The following is a 16086-nucleotide window of genomic DNA, read 5'->3' on the forward strand; positions in this document are numbered from 1 at the left end:
AATGGAAAATGGTGACGGGCGCTCAGATCCCGAACGGATGCGGAGTGGACTGCACGAGCGCATCGTTGATCAAATCCTGCAAACGCCGAGCGTCATGCAGATTGGCTCCCAAACAACCGCCTGCTTCGCCCACCGAGAGGAATGAAGCCATTTCAATCGATTTCAATTCCACCAAGTCGAAATGGGGGTTTCGGAACTCCCAATGCACGTTCGCCGGGAGGTGTCTTGAGGTGGGATACATGGTTGTCGGAAGTTCGGCGGACTTGCCATCCAGCTCTTTCTGGTACTTCAGCACGCCCGGTTCGTTGGTGTCGAATGCGGCCGTTCCAAGGATGCCTTGCACCTCGATCTGAAACGAAGGGGTGGCACCCAGAAAGCCGTCGCAGAACTCGATCGTTCCGTTGAAACCCGGTCCGAACCGCAGGGCTACGTGCGGTCTACCTGGTCCATTGCCGCTGCCCTGAATGGCGATAGTTCTGATTTCGCCTACGGCTTTTGTTGCAATCGCCAGTACCGCAAGCAAAATAGCCTTCAACTCTTGTCGATTGTCCGTGCCCTGACGGAAATCTTCAGCCATGCAACGAGGTGCGTCTGTTGCAATCAAACGAGCGCGAACATGGACGATGCTTCCAAGTTCACCGGCCGAAATCATATCGCGGAGAAGCGCAATCGACGGATTCGACAGGTGAGGGTAGCTGACATTCGCCGATATGCCCGCCTCTTGGGCCGCAATGACCAGTTCTACACCGGATGATGAGCTGAACGGATGGTACTCCAGGTGTATGTTCTTGCCGGCTTTGGCAGCCGCGAACGCAATTCGTTCGTTGTTGGGCTCGGAAATACTCACAACGTCGATTTCCGGATCCTCCAGCACAATCGGCCAGTGTACCCGCCATCGTGCAAACTGGAATTTGCGAGCGAGTTCGGCCGCACGCGGTCCGTCGTGATCGGCAATCGTCATGAGCCTTGGTCGCTCGCTACTTTCGCGATAGTCGCGCACCAACTTGGAGGATGCCGCTGCCAACCGGTGGCCGGCGGCTCCCGCTCCGATTATCGCTATGCCAACTGGGCGCATATCGAACCCCACCGCCGTCCACATTTGCGGGGCAACTTATCTTGCAAATCATAATGGAATGCAATAATAATTTCTGAGACGGGAGGAGGAGGCGCCAGGAATGTCTTTCGCGCGCTGAGTTAAGCGCGCGAGCTGACTGATCGGCAGTGTTTGCACTTGACGCGCAACAAAATTTGCCCTTCGATCTAATAGGAAACAAAAATTGCTTTGCGGCCGTAGAGTTGCGGCTGCTGAAGGAGGAAACATGTACGGCTCATACGGTTTGTTCATTGACGGCGCTTGGTCCGGCCCGGCGCGTGGGGCTTCGACGGAGATCACCGATCCCGGCAATGGCAAGATCCTCGGTGCCGTACCCGTGGCCACCGTCGAGGATACGGAACGAGCAATTTCCGTGGCATCTCGCGCCTTCCTCACCTGGAAGGCGACACCCGCCTGGACGCGGTCCGATCTGTTGCACAAGGTCGCCGATGTGATGGCGGCTCGAACGGCGGAAGCTGCCCGACAGATGACGCTCGAAACCGGCAAGCCGTTGGCGCAGGCCGGTCGTGAATGGGGCCTCGCCGTCGACCAGTTCCGCTGGTACGCGGAAGAGGCGCGCCGAATCTATGGCCGCATCGTCGAAAGCCGTGCGCCGGGTGGGCGCATTGAAGTCACGCATGAGCCGGTCGGCGTTGCCGCGGCCTTCACGGCGTGGAATTTTCCAGCGGCGCTGATTGCCCGCAAGGTGGCACCGGCGCTTGCCGCCGGCTGCTCCGTCATCGTTAGGCCCTCCGTCGAGGTGCCGGGCGTCGCGATGATCCTCTTCGACTGCCTGCGTGAGGCCGGACTTCCCGCAGGCGTCGCAAACCTTCTCATCGGCCCGACGGGCAACACCTACAAGCCCATCATGGCCTCGCCGGTCGTGCGCAAGGTGTCGCTGACGGGGTCGACCCGGGTCGGCCAGCAGATGATCCGCGACAGCGCCGAGACGGTGAAGCGCGTCAGCATGGAACTCGGCGGCAATGCGCCGATGATCGTCTTCGACGACGCCGATCTCGAGAGGGCGCTCGATCTTGCCGTGCCGACGAAATACGCCAATGCCGGCCAGGTCTGCGTCACGCCCGACCGCTTCTACGTGCACGAATCGCTGCACGACCGTTTCGCCGAGGGTTTTGCCGCCCGCGCGAAGGCGTTGAAGCTGGGCCACGGCCTCGATGAGACGACACAGATGGGGTCGCTGATCAACGAGCGCCGCAGGCTGGCGATCGAGGAGATCATCGCCGATGCCAGCGACCGCGGTGGCAAGATTCTCGCTGGCGGCCGCCGTCCGGCCGATATGAATGCCGGCTTCTTCTTCGAGCCGACCGTCATCACCGGCCTGCCGGATGATGCCAAGGCGATCGCCGAGGAGAATTTCGGCCCGATCGCTGCCATCACGCCCTTCTCGTCGGCCGACGAGGTCTTCGAGCGGGCGAATACCTCGGAAATGGGCCTTTCCGCCTATGTCTTCACCCGCGATGCCGGACGTGCACGCGAGGCGGCGGCGCGGCTGGAGGCCGGCATGGTCGGTGTCAACAGCTTTGCGCTCGCGGCGGCCGAGGCACCCTTCGGCGGCATCAAGGCGAGCGGCATGGGCCGCGAAGGCGGCACAGAAGGCATCCTCGACTATTCCAACGTCAAGCACGCGCAGATGATGGTCTGAGGAGGCAGCCATGATCAAGAACGGTGTCAAGCAGCGCTGGGCCGAAGGCAAGCCCGTCCTCAACGGGTGGCTCTCCATCGCCAATTCATTCAGCGCGGAGATCATGGCCGCGCAGGGCTACGACTCGGTCACCATCGACATGCAGCACGGCATCGTCGGCTATGACGGTGCGGTGCCGATGCTCCAGGCCATGCGGGCGAACGGCGTGACGCCGCTGGTGCGGGTGCCCTGGCTCGATCCCGCCGACATCATGAAGGCGCTGGATGCCGGTGCCTACGGCGTGATCTGCCCGATGATCAACACCCGCGCCGAGGCCGAGCGGCTTGTATCCTATGTGCGCTACCCGCCCGCCGGCGTGCGCAGCTTCGGCCCGAGCCGGGCGCTGTTTTCCGCCGGTCCGGATTATGCTGCCGAAGCGGATGACGAAATGATCTGCCTCGCCATGATCGAGACAGCGCAGGCCTACGAGAACCTGGAGGACATCCTCGCGACTCCCGGCCTCGACGGCGTCTATATCGGCCCGGCCGACCTGACGCTCGGGCTGCAGGGAAAGCGTTATGCACCCGGCTTCGACCGCCGCGAGCCGGAGATGATCGAGGCGATCAAGACCATCCTCCACGCCGCCCACAGGGCCGGCAAGCGCGCTGCCCTGCACAACGGCACGCCCGACTATGCGGCGGAAGCGGTCGGCTGGGGCTTCGATTTCGTGACAGTTTCAAACGACGTCCGTCTTCTTGCCGGCGCCGCCGAAGCGAGCGTCCGAAAATTCCGGGAGCTTACGCAAGAAGTCGCTCCTGCGAACAAAATCGATACGGGAGGATATTGAATGCCAAGGGTTCTGGTCGCCGGTAAAATTCACGCGGACGGACTGGCCATTCTCCGTCAGGCGCCGGGTGTCGAGGTCGATTACGTCGAGGAAGTTTCGGCGGAAAGCTACCGTCCGTTTCTGCCCGTCGCCGATGCGTTGCTCATCCGTACGCAGCCCCTCACTGGCGCGCATGTCGAGGAGGCGCCCAATCTCAAGATCGTGTCGCGCCACGGGGTCGGCTACGATTCCGTCGATGTGGCGGCGCTGAACGGGCGTGGCATTTCTCTCGCCGTGATCGGAGACGTCAACTCCCGGGCCGTGGCGGAACATGCCGCCATGCTCATGCTTTCTGCGGCGAGGCGCACGGTGCTTTTTGACAAGAAGATGCGCGCCGGGGACTGGAACTATCGCAACAGCCTGGACGCCGCGGAATTGGACGGTGGCACCTTGCTGCTCATCGGTTTCGGCCGCATCGGGAAGCGACTGGCGCAGATCGCGACCGCGCTCGGGATGAGCGTGCTCGCCTATGACAAGTTTCAGGATCCCGCAGCCATTCGTGCCCAAGGCGCGACACCCGTGGCAGACCTGATCGAAGCACTCCGCTCGGCCGATGTCGTTTCGCTTCATGTCCCGAAAGCTAGTGACGACGCCCTCATCGGCGCGAAGGAACTGGCGGTAATGAAGCCTTCCGCCATCCTCGTGAACACCGCACGTGGCGGGCTGATCGATGAAGGGGCATTGCTTGACGCTCTTGAAGAGGGTCGAATCGCAGCCGCGGCCCTTGACGTGTTCGAGGATGAACCGCCAAGGCCGGGCTCCGCGTTGCTCGCCAATGAGCGGATCGTCCTGTCCCCCCACAATGCGGGCCTTACGGAAGCGTGCGCGCGCCGCATGGCGATATCGGCGGCCCAAAACATCCTCGACTTTTTCAACGACACGCTGGATGCCGCGCTAGTGGTGAACGGATCGGAGTTGGCAGAGAACAGGGTCTCGGCGGTCGGAAACTAGCGATGTCGCTGCTGTCGTTTCACGAGGTTGCCAAAGCCTACGGCATCGTGCCGGTGCTGAAGGGTATTGAATTGGCCGTCGAGCCGGGCGAGGTGCTGGCGCTCGTCGGGGAGAACGGTGCGGGGAAATCGACGCTCATGCGCATTGCCGCGGGGCTCGCCGCTCCGACTTCCGGCACGCTGATGTTTGAGGGTGGGCCGGCTCCGGCAGCGCTGTATGCGGCCGAGCGCGCGGGCATCGTCATGGTGCACCAGGAGTTCTGCCTGGCGCCGCATCTGACGGTGGCGGAAAACGTCTTCCTTGGTCGTGAACTCACACGCGGTCTCTTTACCGACCGCAAGGCCATGGAAACGCGGGCACGGAACCTCTTGGCCGAACTCGGATCTGCGGCTCCCGTCCGGGCGCGACTTAGCGACCTGCCGGTTTCCGACTGGCAGATGATCGAGCTCGCCAAGGCCTTCGCCCGCCAGCCGAAGCTCATACTCATGGACGAGCCGACCGCCGTGCTTTCGGCGATGGAGGCGGGCAACCTGTTCGCATGTGTGCGTGCCTTCCGGAATGTGGGCGGCTCAGTCATCTTCACCTCGCATCGCCTCGACGAGGTGAAGGACATTGCGGATCGGGTCGCCGTGCTGCGTGACGGCCAGATCGTGCGCGTCGAGAATGCGCGCGATATCTCCGAGGAGGAAATGGCCGAGGCGATGGTCGGGCGGCCGCTCTCGGAAATCTATCCGACGCGGCGGGGCGGGGCGGCGCGCAAGGTGCTTCTCAGCGTTATTGGCCTCACGGCTCCAGGAGCCGTGGAGGAGGCGACGCTCGATATCCGGGAAGGCGAGGTTCTCGGCATTTCGGGGCTCGTCGGCTCCGGCCGCACCGAACTTTTCGAAGCGCTCTTGGGGCTGCGTCCGGCAAAGTGCAGGTCCTTCGTGCTGCGCGGCGTGGAGCGCAAGCTGCCGGCCGCGCGCGAGGCCTGGGCGTTGAAACTCGCCTATCTGACGGAAGACCGAAAGGGTAAGGGCCTGCTGCTCGGCAAGTCGCTCGACCAGAACGTGGCGCTGACCAAGGGCGCGATCAACGGGGCGAGCTGGATCGACCGGCGGGCGGAGCGGCGCGATCTCGAAGCGGCCATCGGGCGATACGACATCCGGACCGGCCGCCTCGATGTAGCGGCCGGCGCGCTCAGCGGCGGCAACCAGCAGAAGGTACTGATCGCCAAGACGTTAGGGGTGGAACCCGATCTCATCGTCTTCGACGAGCCGACGCGCGGGGTCGATATCGGCGCCAAGCAGCAGATCTACGAGATCATCGCCACGCTGGCTGCCGAAGGAAAGGCAATCGTCGTCATCTCTTCCGAAATGCAGGAGATCGTCGGCCTTTCCGACCGCGTGCTCGTCATGCGCCGCGGCCGCATTACTGGCGAGCTTTCCGGCGACGCGATCAGCGAGACCGACATCATACGATTTGCCATGGGTCTTGAAGACAGGATCCCGCAGGAGGAGGCAAGCCATTGACTGACATCACCGCTACGTCCGCAAGCAACGCCGTCGCGTCGCCGGGCCGTACCCTCGCGGGTATTTTCGAGGCCGCCGGCCCGCTCATCGCCCTTATTCTATTGATGCTCATCGGCTCGCTGATGAGCGACAGCTTTCTCGGCGCGGAAAACCTCTCGAACGTCTTCACGCGCAGCGCCATCATCGGCATCATCGCGGTCGGCGCTACTTTCGTCATCACGGCGGGCGGGCTCGACCTCTCCGTCGGCTCGCTCTCGGCGCTCGTCGCCGGTATGACGATCATGTTCATGAATGCGGCTGCCGCCACGCTTGGCCCCGGCTGGCCGCTCGTTGTCGCGGGCATCGTCTTTGCGCTCGTCATCGGCGCTCTGGCAGGTTTCATAAACGGGTTCATGATCGTCAAGGGCCGGGTCGAGGCCTTCATCGTGACGCTCGGCGCCATGGGGATCTTCCGCTCGGCCATCACCTGGCTTGCGGACGGCGGCTCCATTTCGCTCGACTTCTCGTTGCGCGACGCAGCCCGCCCGATCTACTACGGCCAGGTCCTCGGCATCGCCGTGCCGATCATCGTGCTTGCCGTCATCGCCGTCATCGGCGAACTGACGTTGCGGCGCATGCGTTTCGGCCGGCATGTCGCCGCCACCGGCTCGAACCGGCATGTCGCCTTCTATTCGGCGATCCCGGTCAGCCGCGTGCGCATCCTCACCTATGTCATCCAGGGTCTCTGTGTTGCCGTCGCCACGGTCATCTATGTGCCGCGGCTCGGCGCGGCCACGCCCTCGACGGGCCTCATGTGGGAACTGGAGGCGATCGCCGCCGTCATCATCGGCGGCACGGCGCTCAGCGGCGGCTTCGGGCGCATCTGGGGCACCATCGTCGGCGTGCTGATCCTCGGCTTCATCAGCAACATCCTCAACCTCACGGGCTTCGTCAGCCCCTATCTCAACGGCGCCTTCCAGGGCGCGATCATCATCATCGCCGTGCTCCTGCAACGTGACCGCTCGCAGGGCTGAGCGCGAATTCCGTTCTTCATTTCAACAGGGAGGTAATGAATTGTTCTACAAACTGAAATCGATCATAGTGGCTGGCGTCGTCGCCGCCAGTGTCTGGGCAGCGCCCTCGCTCGCGGCCGATGCTGTCATCGGCGTCTCGATCCCGGCGGCGACGCACGGCTGGACGGGTGGTCTCAACTACCACACCAAGCGCACGATCGACCGGATGAAGGAAGCCTTCCCGAACATCGACTTCGTGCTGGCGACCTCGTCAAGCGCCACGCAGCAGGTCAACGACATCGAGGACCTGATGGCGCGCAACATCAACGCGCTCGTCGTGCTGCCCTTCGAATCCGACCCGCTGACCGAGCCGGTCAAGGCGGCGAAGGCCAAGGGCGTGTTTATCGCCACCGTCGACCGCGGCCTTGCGGAAGAGGGCATCGAGGACCTCTATGTCGGCGGCGACAACCCGCAATACGGCACGGCGGCCGCCGAATACTTCAAGAAGAAGTTCCCGGACGGCGGCAAGATCGTCGTCATGCGCGGCATCCCGACGGCCATCGACAATATCCGCATCGACGCCTTCAATGCGGCGCTGAAGGATACCAAGATCGAAGTCCTCGACATGCAATATGCCAACTGGAACCCGGACAAGGGCTTCGAGGTCATGCAGGATTACCTGCAGCGCTTCCCGCAGATCGACGGCGTGTGGGCCGGCGACGACGATGCGGCGCTCGGCGCCATCGAGGCGATCAAGCAGGCCGACCGCAAGAACGTGACTGTTCTCGGTGGCTCGGGCATGAACAAGGTCATCAAGCTTGTCATGGACGGCCATGACATGGTCGATGCCGACATCTTCTATCCGCCGACACTGATCATCCCGGCCATCGAGCTCGTCACCATGAAGTTCGCCACGCAAGCCCCGATCAATGGCCGCTACGTGCTCGGCAGCCCGCTGATCACCAAGGACAACGCCGCGGAATACTACTTCCCTGACGCTCCGTATTGAGGGTGTCCGCCTTGGTGCGCCCGAAAGGGCGCACCCTTCTTGCGGTAACGACGACAACGGTCATCACGCCCGTTGTTTGCGCAGATAAATTGAGCAAAGACGGGGGAGCTCATGTTCGAAAAGCTGTTGTCGCGGGTTCGCATCCAGACGAAGGTCTTCATCTTCGTCATACCTTTCATCCTGAGCATTGCCGCCGTCGGCATCACGGGCTTCTACACGTCCGGCCTGCTGCAAGCGCGCATGGAGATATCCAACTCCGTTCTCCAGGCGTTGAGCGGCTTTCGTGACCTCTCGGCGGCAATGACAAAGTTCCTGGAAGTAGCGTCAGAGGAAAGCCGCGATCAGGTCGCGGAGAAGCTGGCGTCGCAGCAATCCCTGTTGCGGGAAGGGCTTCAGCAGCTCGATCCGACCGCCGAGGGGCGTGACGATCTTGAACGCGCCGTGACGTCCATCGACGGGATCTCGGCGCGGATGGGATCGCTTTGGGATCTGCATGTCAAAACAACTGCCCTGGCGAACGATCTCCAACGAGCCCAGAGCGCAATCGTTTCGGCTCAGGTCGATATTGCTGAGGGAATGAAGGTCGTTCAGCGCATGGCGGACGAGGAGGAGACGGTCGCGCGCAATCTTCTCCGCGATGCCGACCGTATCACTGAAATTGCAGCTTTCGCGACGCACTTGCGCGAACAGGTGACCAAAGCCGCTGATCCTGAAGCCAAATTCGCCGCCGTGTCGGCCAGCATGAAGGAACTGATCCGCCACCAGCGAATGCTCGGCATGTCGCTGCCCTCCGACGAAACGACGATTCGACAGGTGGTCGCCGATGCTGCCACGAGGTTGAAATCGACCGTGGAGGCAAACGACATATCGATGGAACGCGCTGCCGGCCTGGAGGACGCTCTGGGGTCCCTGATTGCCATCAGGGGCGCACTCGACTCCGCGGAAGACCAGAAAATCAAGCAGGCGACGAAGAAATTCGCAGAGAGCGTCGAGCCGGTCGAAAAAGCGCGAACGGCTCAACGGGATGGACAGAAGCTGATCAATTCCGCCTACGCCATCCAGATCCTGATGGCGCGTTTTACCCTGGCGCCGAGCGAGCATAATCTGCAGCGGCTCCTTCAGGAGTTCGCCGGCGTCCGTCGCGATCTCGATACCCTGGAGACGACGGGGGGCGAGCTTCAGCAATTCGGTGGCCTGAAAAGCAAGATGCTGCCGGCACTTGAGGCCATCGAAAAGGCCGGCGCCGGCCTCGTCAAGGCGAATGAACTGCGTCTCAATGAGTTCACAGCCTCCGCCGTCGACCTGGATCAGACATGGCAGCAATTGACCGCATATGCGGAGCTTCAGCGGCAGACCGCGGCGGCCGAGCGGCGCGGTGCGAATTCCATCTCCGCGGGGGCGATAAGCCTTGGTATAGCCATCTCGGTTCTCGCCGGTATCGGATTGACCCTGACGTTCAAGGGGCCGATCAGCCAGATCACCGGAGCCATGCGCCGTCTGGCGGAGGGCAAGCTCGAAACCGCAATCGTCGGCGACAACCGCGTCGATGAGATCGGCGACATGGCCCGCGCGCTGGGCGTCTTCAAGAACAATGCGCTTGCAAAGGTGGAGATCGAGGAACGAAGCAAGGCCGAGAGGGCGCAGGCCGAAGAGGAGCGTCTCCGGAACGATGCCGACAAGCAAGAAGTGGAACGTCAGATCGATTTTGCGGTCAGTGCACTTGCGGCGGGACTGGAGCGCCTGGCGCATGGCGATATTTCCCATACTATCGAAACACCGTTCTTCGGCCGCCTCGAACAGTTGCGAACCGACTTCAATTCGTCCCTGCTTCGGCTTCAGGACACAGTGACCCAGATCCGCTCGAACACGCAGATGATCGAAGGCAATGCCGGCGAAATGAGCCTGTCGGCCGTCGATCTCGCAAGGCGGACCGAACAGCAGGCCGTCGCGCTGGAGGAGGTCGCCGCCGCCGTCGAGCAAATCACCGCGACGGTCAGGGCGTCCGCCGTGCAGGCGGAGGAAGCCAACCAGATCATCTCGGAAACGAAACGCACGGCGGATGCCTCCTCGGAAGTCGTCGTCAGCGCGATCGACGCGATGGCGAAAATCGAGGAAGCATCGACGCAGATCGTTCAGATCATCGCTGCGATCGATGAAATCGCTTTCCAAACGAATCTACTCGCGCTGAATGCCGGTATCGAGGCTGCGCGCGCCGGCGAGGCGGGCAAGGGCTTTGCTGTCGTCGCGCAGGAAGTGCGCGAGCTTGCCCAGCGATCCGCGGATGCCGCGCAGGAAATCAAGGAACTGATTGCGAGATCAAATGCGGAAATCGTCTCCGGAGCGCGCGTCGTCCAGGAAACCAGTTCGGTACTCGGTGAGATCTCGTCGAAAGTCGTGACCGTTTCCCAGCAGATGGCGGTAATCGCCCGAGCCAGCCGAGAGCAATCGACGGCGCTTGATGAGGTGAATGCGTCGATCAACACCATGGATCAGATGACGCAGCAAAATGCGGCCATGGTGGAGGAAACGAACACTGCAACAAGCCACCTTGCCATGCAAACCAAGGCATTGATGTCGTTGGTGGCGCAGTTCAACTTGCCTGAGGCAAGTGATGACGTCACTGTGTCTGCAGCTTGAACAGTCTTGGATCCCGCGCAGCCTATCGGAGGATTCCGCGTCTCCTCAAGAGCCATTGCAGGTTTCGTGTTTTTGCAATACTGCGATTGCCTGTGAAGTCGGACCGTGCTGGTTACGCGCCGCCCTTGCGTAAATCAATCCCTGGGAGTTGTGACTGATGCCACGAGTGAAGCGATCGGATCAGCCGCCGCCGCGAACAGCAAACTACGAAACATTCGTGAATATCGTAACGGAAGCCTATCCGGAGTTGAGTGATCGATTCCAGCAGGTCGCTCGCTATATCACGCAGAATCCGAATGTCGTGGCGATGCAATCGATCAACTTCATTGCGGATGAGTGCGGTGCGCACCCTTCGATCCTTGTGCGATTTGCCCAGCATTTTGGTTTTTCGGGTTTCAAGCAGCTTCAGACGGTTTTCCAGAGCCGTCTGTCGACGGCTGCACCAGGTTACCGGGAGCGGATCAGCGCGCTTGACGTCGACCTGGAAAAGAACAAGCGCAAGGGTAATCTCGGCTTCCTTCACGATCTGGTCGTGCGGGACATTGCGACCTTGCAGGAGCTGCTGAACGTAACGACGGAGGAAAGCCTCGCACAGGCCGCCCGGGCGCTCAAGAACGCCAACACGATCTTCATCGCAGGCCAGTTGCGTTCGGAGCCGATCGCGAAATTCCTGCGCTACGTTCTGTCGATGCTGCAATGTCGGGTCATTCTTCTCGACCCCGCCGGCGGCCTTGCGCCGGAAATGGCGCAGGTCATGAACAAGAAGGACGTGCTCGTTGCCATCGCATTCAGGCACTACGCCAAGGAGGTGGTGGCGATCGCCGACGTCGCCGCGCAGAACGGGACCCCCATGGTGGCGATCACCGACAGCCAGCTTTCGCCGCTCGCCAAGAATGCCAGCGTGCTTTTCACCATTCCGGAGGATGAGTATTCGTTCTCGCGTTCGCTTGCGGCGCCGATGTGCCTGACGCAGGCGATCGCGGTGGCGCTTGCCGCGCTGCTTCAGGACGACAAGAAGGGGTTGCCGAAGATCCCGACGGTTACGGGCAACCAGCGCCGCAAACCGTAAGAATGGGCGACCGCCGGGTCAACCGAGCCGGCGGTCATCGAGGTCAGGCGTTCACTTCCGCGACGTTCACGAAGCGACCCTCGGCGAGTGAGAGGTTAGCGGCTTCCGCGAGGGCGAGCGACTTTTCGCCGTCCTCGAAGGTCGCGTCCGGTGTCGCGTTTTCCGCGACGCATTTCAGGAAGGAGTTGAGGCCGAGCGCAAAGGCTTCCTCGTACCGTTCGATGAAGAAGTTGAGATAGGGCTCGCCGACATTGGTCGTCGTGGCGGTGAACCGCTCCAGTTCGTGCGCCTTGCGGTTCCCGGAGATGACCATTCCCTTCGAGCCGAAGAGCTCGACGCGCTGGTCGTAGCCGTAGACGGCGGCGCGCGAATTGTTGATGTGGCACAGCTTGCCGCTTGCGGTGCGCATGATCACCATGGTGGAATCCACGTCGTTCAGCTCGCGAAGCGTCGGGTCGATGAGAGTGCTGCCCGTGGCGAACACTTCCACCGGCTCCTCGTCCAGCATGAAGCGGGCAAGGTCGAAGTCGTGGATGGTCATGTCCTTGAAGATGCCGCCCGACGCCTTGAGGTAGTCGCGGGACGCGAGGCCGGGATCGCGGGAGGTGATGACGACCTGCTGCAATTCGCCGATCTCGCCGGCGCGGGCCGCATCGCGTGCCGCTCGATGCCCCGGATCGAAGCGGCGGTTGAAGCCGATCTGGATCGGCCTGTCGAAACCGCTGATGGCTTTGCGGCAGGCGGCCACCCGGGACAGCGACAGGTCGATCGGCTTTTCACAGAAGATCGCCTTTCCGGCCCTCGCAGAGGCTTCGATGAGATCCGCATGGGTGGGGGTGGACGTCGCGATCAGAACGGCGTCTGCCTGGGCAATGGCATCCTCGGCACTCGCAGCCACCGCGCAGCCGTAGTGACGTCCGACCTCATCCGCCGCGGCGCCGATCGGATCATATACGACGGCGAGTTCAGCATTCGGTGCGCGAGCAACGGTGGCAGCATGCATTTTTCCAATTCGCCCGCAGCCGAGCAGTGCGATCTTGATCATCGGGTTCCTCCAGAAGGCCGGTTAAAGGTTTTGCAAAATTTGTTGCGCTTGTGATAATCCGTCAATAATAATTCTGCAAGAGCGATCTGTCGCAAGATTGAAGGAGGAGACGAACATGACGCAGCAAGGTCAGGACGAGCATTTTCCGCAGCCGGAAAGAAGGCTCCGCCTCGGTGTCGTCGGGGGCGGGCAGGGCAGTTTCATCGGCAAGGTGCATGCGCGCGGCGCACGCCTTTCGAACCGCTGGGATGTGGTTGCCGGAGCCCTGTCGTCGCGTCCCGATGTGGCCCGCGCCTCGGGGCGCGAATGGTTGCTTGCGGAGGATCGCATCTACTCGGATTATCGCGAGATGGCGGAGCGCGAGGCGGCGCGTCCCGACGGTATCGACGCCGTCGCGATCACGACGCCCAACAACTCGCACCACGCCATCGCCGTCGCCTTCATGGAAAAGGGTATCGACATCATCAGCGACAAGCCGCTGACAACCAACCTTCCGGATGCGCTCGACCTCGTGCGCCGGCAGCAGGAGACGGGCCTCGTCTTTGGCGTGACCTATGCCTATGCCGCTTATGCCATGGTACGGCAGGCGCGGGAGATGGTGCGTAGCGGCGCGCTCGGCGCACTGCAGCAGGTGCATGTCGAATATTTCCAGGAATGGGCGCTGACGCCGCCGAGGGATGCGAGCGCCGGTGCGCAATGGCGCATCGATCCGGCCGTCGTCGGCCCGGCCTTCACGACCGGGGACATCGGCACCCATTGCCATCATCTGGGCGCCTTCGTTTGCGGCCGCCCCGTGACGCGCCTGAGAGCGGAATTCCACACACTTGGCCCGGAAAAGCCGCTGGAGGACACTGCCTTCATGCATGTCCGCTACGAGGGCGACATTCCCGGCACCATCATGATCTCGCAGGTGGCGGCGGGAACGCATTGCGGCATCCGGCTCCGGGTGTTCGGGGAAAAGGCAAGCCTCGAATGGAACCAGGAGGAACCGGAACTTCTGCATTTCCGCCCCTTCGCCGAGCCCGCGCGCATCCTGACGCGCGGCGAGGGCGCCGACATCGGCATGCATGCCGCCCGCTTCGTCCACATGCCGCGCGGTCACCCCGAAGCGCTGAGCGATGCCTGGGGCAATCTCTACGAGGAGTTCGCCATCGCCGTCGAGGCGCGTCGGGCGGGCCGCGCTGTTCAGGAGGGGCTTCTGGAATATCCGACCGTGCTCGACGGTGCCTTGGGCGTGCGGTTCGTGGAGGCTGCGGCGGCGTCCAGCAGCGCGGGCGGGGCGTGGACGGATTGCAGGCTTGCGTGACTCATTTCACAAGCACTCTTGCAATAATCGAATTCATGCAATAAAAGTTCCGCAGTTCGATCGGCACCCGTTGCGCTGATCAAGGGAGGTTCATTATGTCCACCATCCGCCTGACCATGGCGCAAGCCCTGGTGCGCTATCTGTGCAATCAGTTCACCGAGATCGACGGCAAGCGCGAGCCGCTTTTCCCTGGCGTCTTCGCCATTTTCGGCCATGGCAACGTGACCTGCCTGTCGGAGGCGCTGGAGGCGGTCCAAGATACGCTGCCGACCTGGCGCGGCCAGAACGAGCAGTCCATGGCGCTCGCCGCCATCGGTTTCGCCAAGGCGACGCGCCGTCGCCAGATCATGGTGGCGACCAGCTCCATCGGCCCTGGTGCGCTCAACATGGTGACGGCCGCGGGCGTGGCGCACACCAACCGCCTGCCTATCCTGCTGCTTGCCGGCGACAGCTTCGTCAACCGCCGTCCCGACCCGGTGATGCAGCAGGTCGAGCATTTCGGCAATCCGACGATCACCGTCAACGACGCCTTCAAGGCCGTGACGCGCTACTGGGACCGCATCACCCATCCCGAACAGATCATCGCCTCGCTGCCGCAGGCCGTCGCCGTCATGCTGGACCCGGCCGATTGCGGCCCGGCTTTCATCGGCCTGCCGCAGGATGTGCAGGAGATCGCCTGGGACTATCCGGAAAGCTTCTTCGCCCCGACCGTCCACAAGATCCCGCGCCCGCGCCCGGACCGCGACAGCCTCGCGGAAGCCGTCCGCGAGCTGAAGGCGGCGAAGCGTCCGCTGATCATTTCCGGCGGCGGCGTGCGTTATTCCGGCGCGGAGGCGGCTCTTGCCGATTTCGCCGAGAAGCACGGCATCCCGCTCTGCGAGACCATCGCCGGCAAGGGCACTGTCACCCATGACCACCCGGCCCATGTCGGCCCCATCGGCATCGTCGGCTCGACCTCCGCCAATGCGCTGGCCGGCGAGGCTGACGTGATCCTGGCGGTTGGCACGCGCCTCATGGACTTCACCACCGGCTCCTGGACGGCCTTCTCGCCGGATGCCCGCTTCGTCTCGATCAACGCGGCGCGCTGGGATGCCAACAAGCACCGCGCAGTTGCCGTCGTCGGCGATGCACTGGAAACGGTGAACGAACTGGAAGCCGCCATCGGCGACTACAAGGCAGACAGCGCCTGGACGAAGAAGGGCGAACTGGAATTCGCCAAGTGGAACGAGGCGCTCGACGGCTACCAGAAGCCGACCAATGCGCCCGTGCCGACCTATGCCCAGGTCGTCGGCATCGTCAATGCGAAGGCCGGGGATCGCGATCTCCTCATCACCGCCGCCGGCGGCCTGCCGGGCGAGGTGATGAAGAACTGGCGCGTGAAGGCTCCGCACACTTTCGACTGCGAATTCGGCTTCTCCTGCATGGGCTACGAGATCGCCGCCGGCTGGGGCGCGGCCATGGCCGATCCCAGCCGCACGCCGATCGTCATGATCGGCGACGGCACCTACATGATGATGAACTCGGACATCTATTCGACCGTGCTTTCCGGTCACAAGATGATCCTCATCGTCTGCGACAACGGCGGCTATGCCGTCATCAACCGCCTGCAGAACGCCAAAGGCACACCCGGCTTCAACAACCTGCTGAGGGATTGCCGGGTCAAGGAGCCGTTCCCCGTCGATTTCATCAAGCATGCCGAGGCAATGGGTGCTCTCACCCGCCGCGTCGAAAGCCTCGCCGACCTCGGCGACGCCGTCGAATGGGCGCAGACCACCGACCGCACCACGGTCCTCACCATCGTCTCCGACGCCTTCACCTGGACGCCGGGCGACGCCTGGTGGGATGTCGGCGTGCCGCAGGTGAGTGCGCGCAGCGAAGTCAACGCTGCGGCGGCCGATCAACAGGCCGGTCGCAAGAAGCAGCGCGTCGGCGTCTGAGGGGGAGC

Annotated in this window: 12 protein-coding genes; 10 read left to right on the forward strand and 2 right to left on the reverse strand. The window is 62.7% G+C overall.

Annotated elements, in window-relative coordinates:
* Positions 1–22: 22 nt before the first annotated feature.
* On the reverse strand, positions 23–1099 hold the full coding sequence (locus tag AB3G45_RS02700) for a Gfo/Idh/MocA family protein (RefSeq protein ID WP_367829119.1): 1077 nt from the start codon (positions 1097–1099) through the stop codon (positions 23–25).
* A gap of 220 nt (positions 1100–1319) precedes the next feature.
* On the opposite strand from AB3G45_RS02700, the gene AB3G45_RS02705 reads away from it, so the two are divergent.
* The 8 genes from AB3G45_RS02705 to AB3G45_RS02740 all read left to right on the forward strand — a co-directional run bounded on the left by AB3G45_RS02705 (position 1320) and on the right by AB3G45_RS02740 (position 11790).
* On the forward strand, positions 1320–2756 hold the full coding sequence (locus AB3G45_RS02705) for an NAD-dependent succinate-semialdehyde dehydrogenase (RefSeq protein WP_367829120.1): 1437 nt from the start codon (positions 1320–1322) through the stop codon (positions 2754–2756).
* A gap of 10 nt (positions 2757–2766) precedes the next feature.
* The gene (locus AB3G45_RS02710; protein ID WP_367829121.1) at positions 2767–3582 is read left to right on the forward strand and encodes an HpcH/HpaI aldolase/citrate lyase family protein; all 816 of its coding nucleotides are present in this window, start codon (positions 2767–2769) and stop codon (positions 3580–3582) included.
* A complete protein-coding gene (locus tag AB3G45_RS02715; protein WP_367829122.1) occupies positions 3583–4572 on the forward strand; it encodes a hydroxyacid dehydrogenase in 990 nt (329 codons plus the stop codon).
* Between the two features lie 2 nt (positions 4573–4574).
* Entirely contained in the window at positions 4575–6083 is a 1509-nt protein-coding gene (locus AB3G45_RS02720) for a sugar ABC transporter ATP-binding protein (RefSeq protein WP_367829123.1), read from the forward strand.
* On the forward strand, positions 6080–7096 hold the full coding sequence (locus AB3G45_RS02725; RefSeq protein ID WP_367829124.1) for an ABC transporter permease: 1017 nt from the start codon (positions 6080–6082) through the stop codon (positions 7094–7096). The genes AB3G45_RS02720 and AB3G45_RS02725 overlap by 4 nt, the downstream gene beginning before the upstream one ends.
* A gap of 40 nt (positions 7097–7136) precedes the next feature.
* A complete protein-coding gene (locus AB3G45_RS02730; RefSeq protein WP_367829125.1) occupies positions 7137–8084 on the forward strand; it encodes a substrate-binding domain-containing protein in 948 nt (315 codons plus the stop codon).
* 111 nt (positions 8085–8195) lie between these two features.
* Positions 8196–10721, forward strand: coding sequence for a methyl-accepting chemotaxis protein (locus AB3G45_RS02735; protein WP_367829126.1), 2526 nt, complete (start codon positions 8196–8198; stop codon positions 10719–10721).
* Positions 10722–10878: 157 nt separating this feature from the next.
* On the forward strand, positions 10879–11790 hold the full coding sequence (locus AB3G45_RS02740) for a MurR/RpiR family transcriptional regulator (RefSeq protein ID WP_367829127.1): 912 nt from the start codon (positions 10879–10881) through the stop codon (positions 11788–11790).
* Between the two features lie 43 nt (positions 11791–11833).
* Here AB3G45_RS02740 and iolG read toward each other — a convergent pair whose 3' ends face one another.
* Complete coding sequence (gene iolG, locus AB3G45_RS02745; protein ID WP_367829128.1) at positions 11834–12835, reverse strand: inositol 2-dehydrogenase; 1002 nt, start codon at positions 12833–12835, stop codon at positions 11834–11836.
* Positions 12836–12950: 115 nt separating this feature from the next.
* On the opposite strand from iolG, the gene AB3G45_RS02750 reads away from it, so the two are divergent.
* Together AB3G45_RS02750 and iolD are read left to right on the forward strand one after the other, a co-directional pair.
* Positions 12951–14141: a Gfo/Idh/MocA family protein gene (locus AB3G45_RS02750; protein ID WP_367829129.1), complete on the forward strand. Its 1191-nt coding sequence runs from the start codon at positions 12951–12953 to the stop codon at positions 14139–14141.
* A 95-nt stretch (positions 14142–14236) separates the two neighbouring features.
* On the forward strand, positions 14237–16078 hold the full coding sequence (gene iolD / locus AB3G45_RS02755; protein ID WP_367829130.1) for a 3D-(3,5/4)-trihydroxycyclohexane-1,2-dione acylhydrolase (decyclizing): 1842 nt from the start codon (positions 14237–14239) through the stop codon (positions 16076–16078).
* The last annotated feature ends 8 nt before the right edge of the window (positions 16079–16086 follow it).

The sequence above is a fragment of the Shinella sp. S4-D37 genome, assembly GCF_040812195.1.
GTDB lineage: Bacteria > Pseudomonadota > Alphaproteobacteria > Rhizobiales > Rhizobiaceae > Shinella.

Coding starts and splice junctions, on each gene's coding strand:
- AB3G45_RS02735 (WP_367829126.1), top strand. CDS start 8,196: ATGTTCGAAAAGCTGTTGTCGCGGGTTCGCATCCAGACGAAGGTCTTC.
- AB3G45_RS02740 (WP_367829127.1), top strand. CDS start 10,879: ATGCCACGAGTGAAGCGATCGGATCAGCCGCCGCCGCGAACAGCAAAC.
- AB3G45_RS02700 (WP_367829119.1), bottom strand. CDS start 1,099: ATGTGGACGGCGGTGGGGTTCGATATGCGCCCAGTTGGCATAGCGATA.
- iolG (WP_367829128.1), bottom strand. CDS start 12,835: ATGATCAAGATCGCACTGCTCGGCTGCGGGCGAATTGGAAAAATGCAT.
- AB3G45_RS02720 (WP_367829123.1), top strand. CDS start 4,575: ATGTCGCTGCTGTCGTTTCACGAGGTTGCCAAAGCCTACGGCATCGTG.
- AB3G45_RS02715 (WP_367829122.1), top strand. CDS start 3,583: ATGCCAAGGGTTCTGGTCGCCGGTAAAATTCACGCGGACGGACTGGCC.
- AB3G45_RS02710 (WP_367829121.1), top strand. CDS start 2,767: ATGATCAAGAACGGTGTCAAGCAGCGCTGGGCCGAAGGCAAGCCCGTC.
- AB3G45_RS02705 (WP_367829120.1), top strand. CDS start 1,320: ATGTACGGCTCATACGGTTTGTTCATTGACGGCGCTTGGTCCGGCCCG.
- AB3G45_RS02750 (WP_367829129.1), top strand. CDS start 12,951: ATGACGCAGCAAGGTCAGGACGAGCATTTTCCGCAGCCGGAAAGAAGG.
- iolD (WP_367829130.1), top strand. CDS start 14,237: ATGTCCACCATCCGCCTGACCATGGCGCAAGCCCTGGTGCGCTATCTG.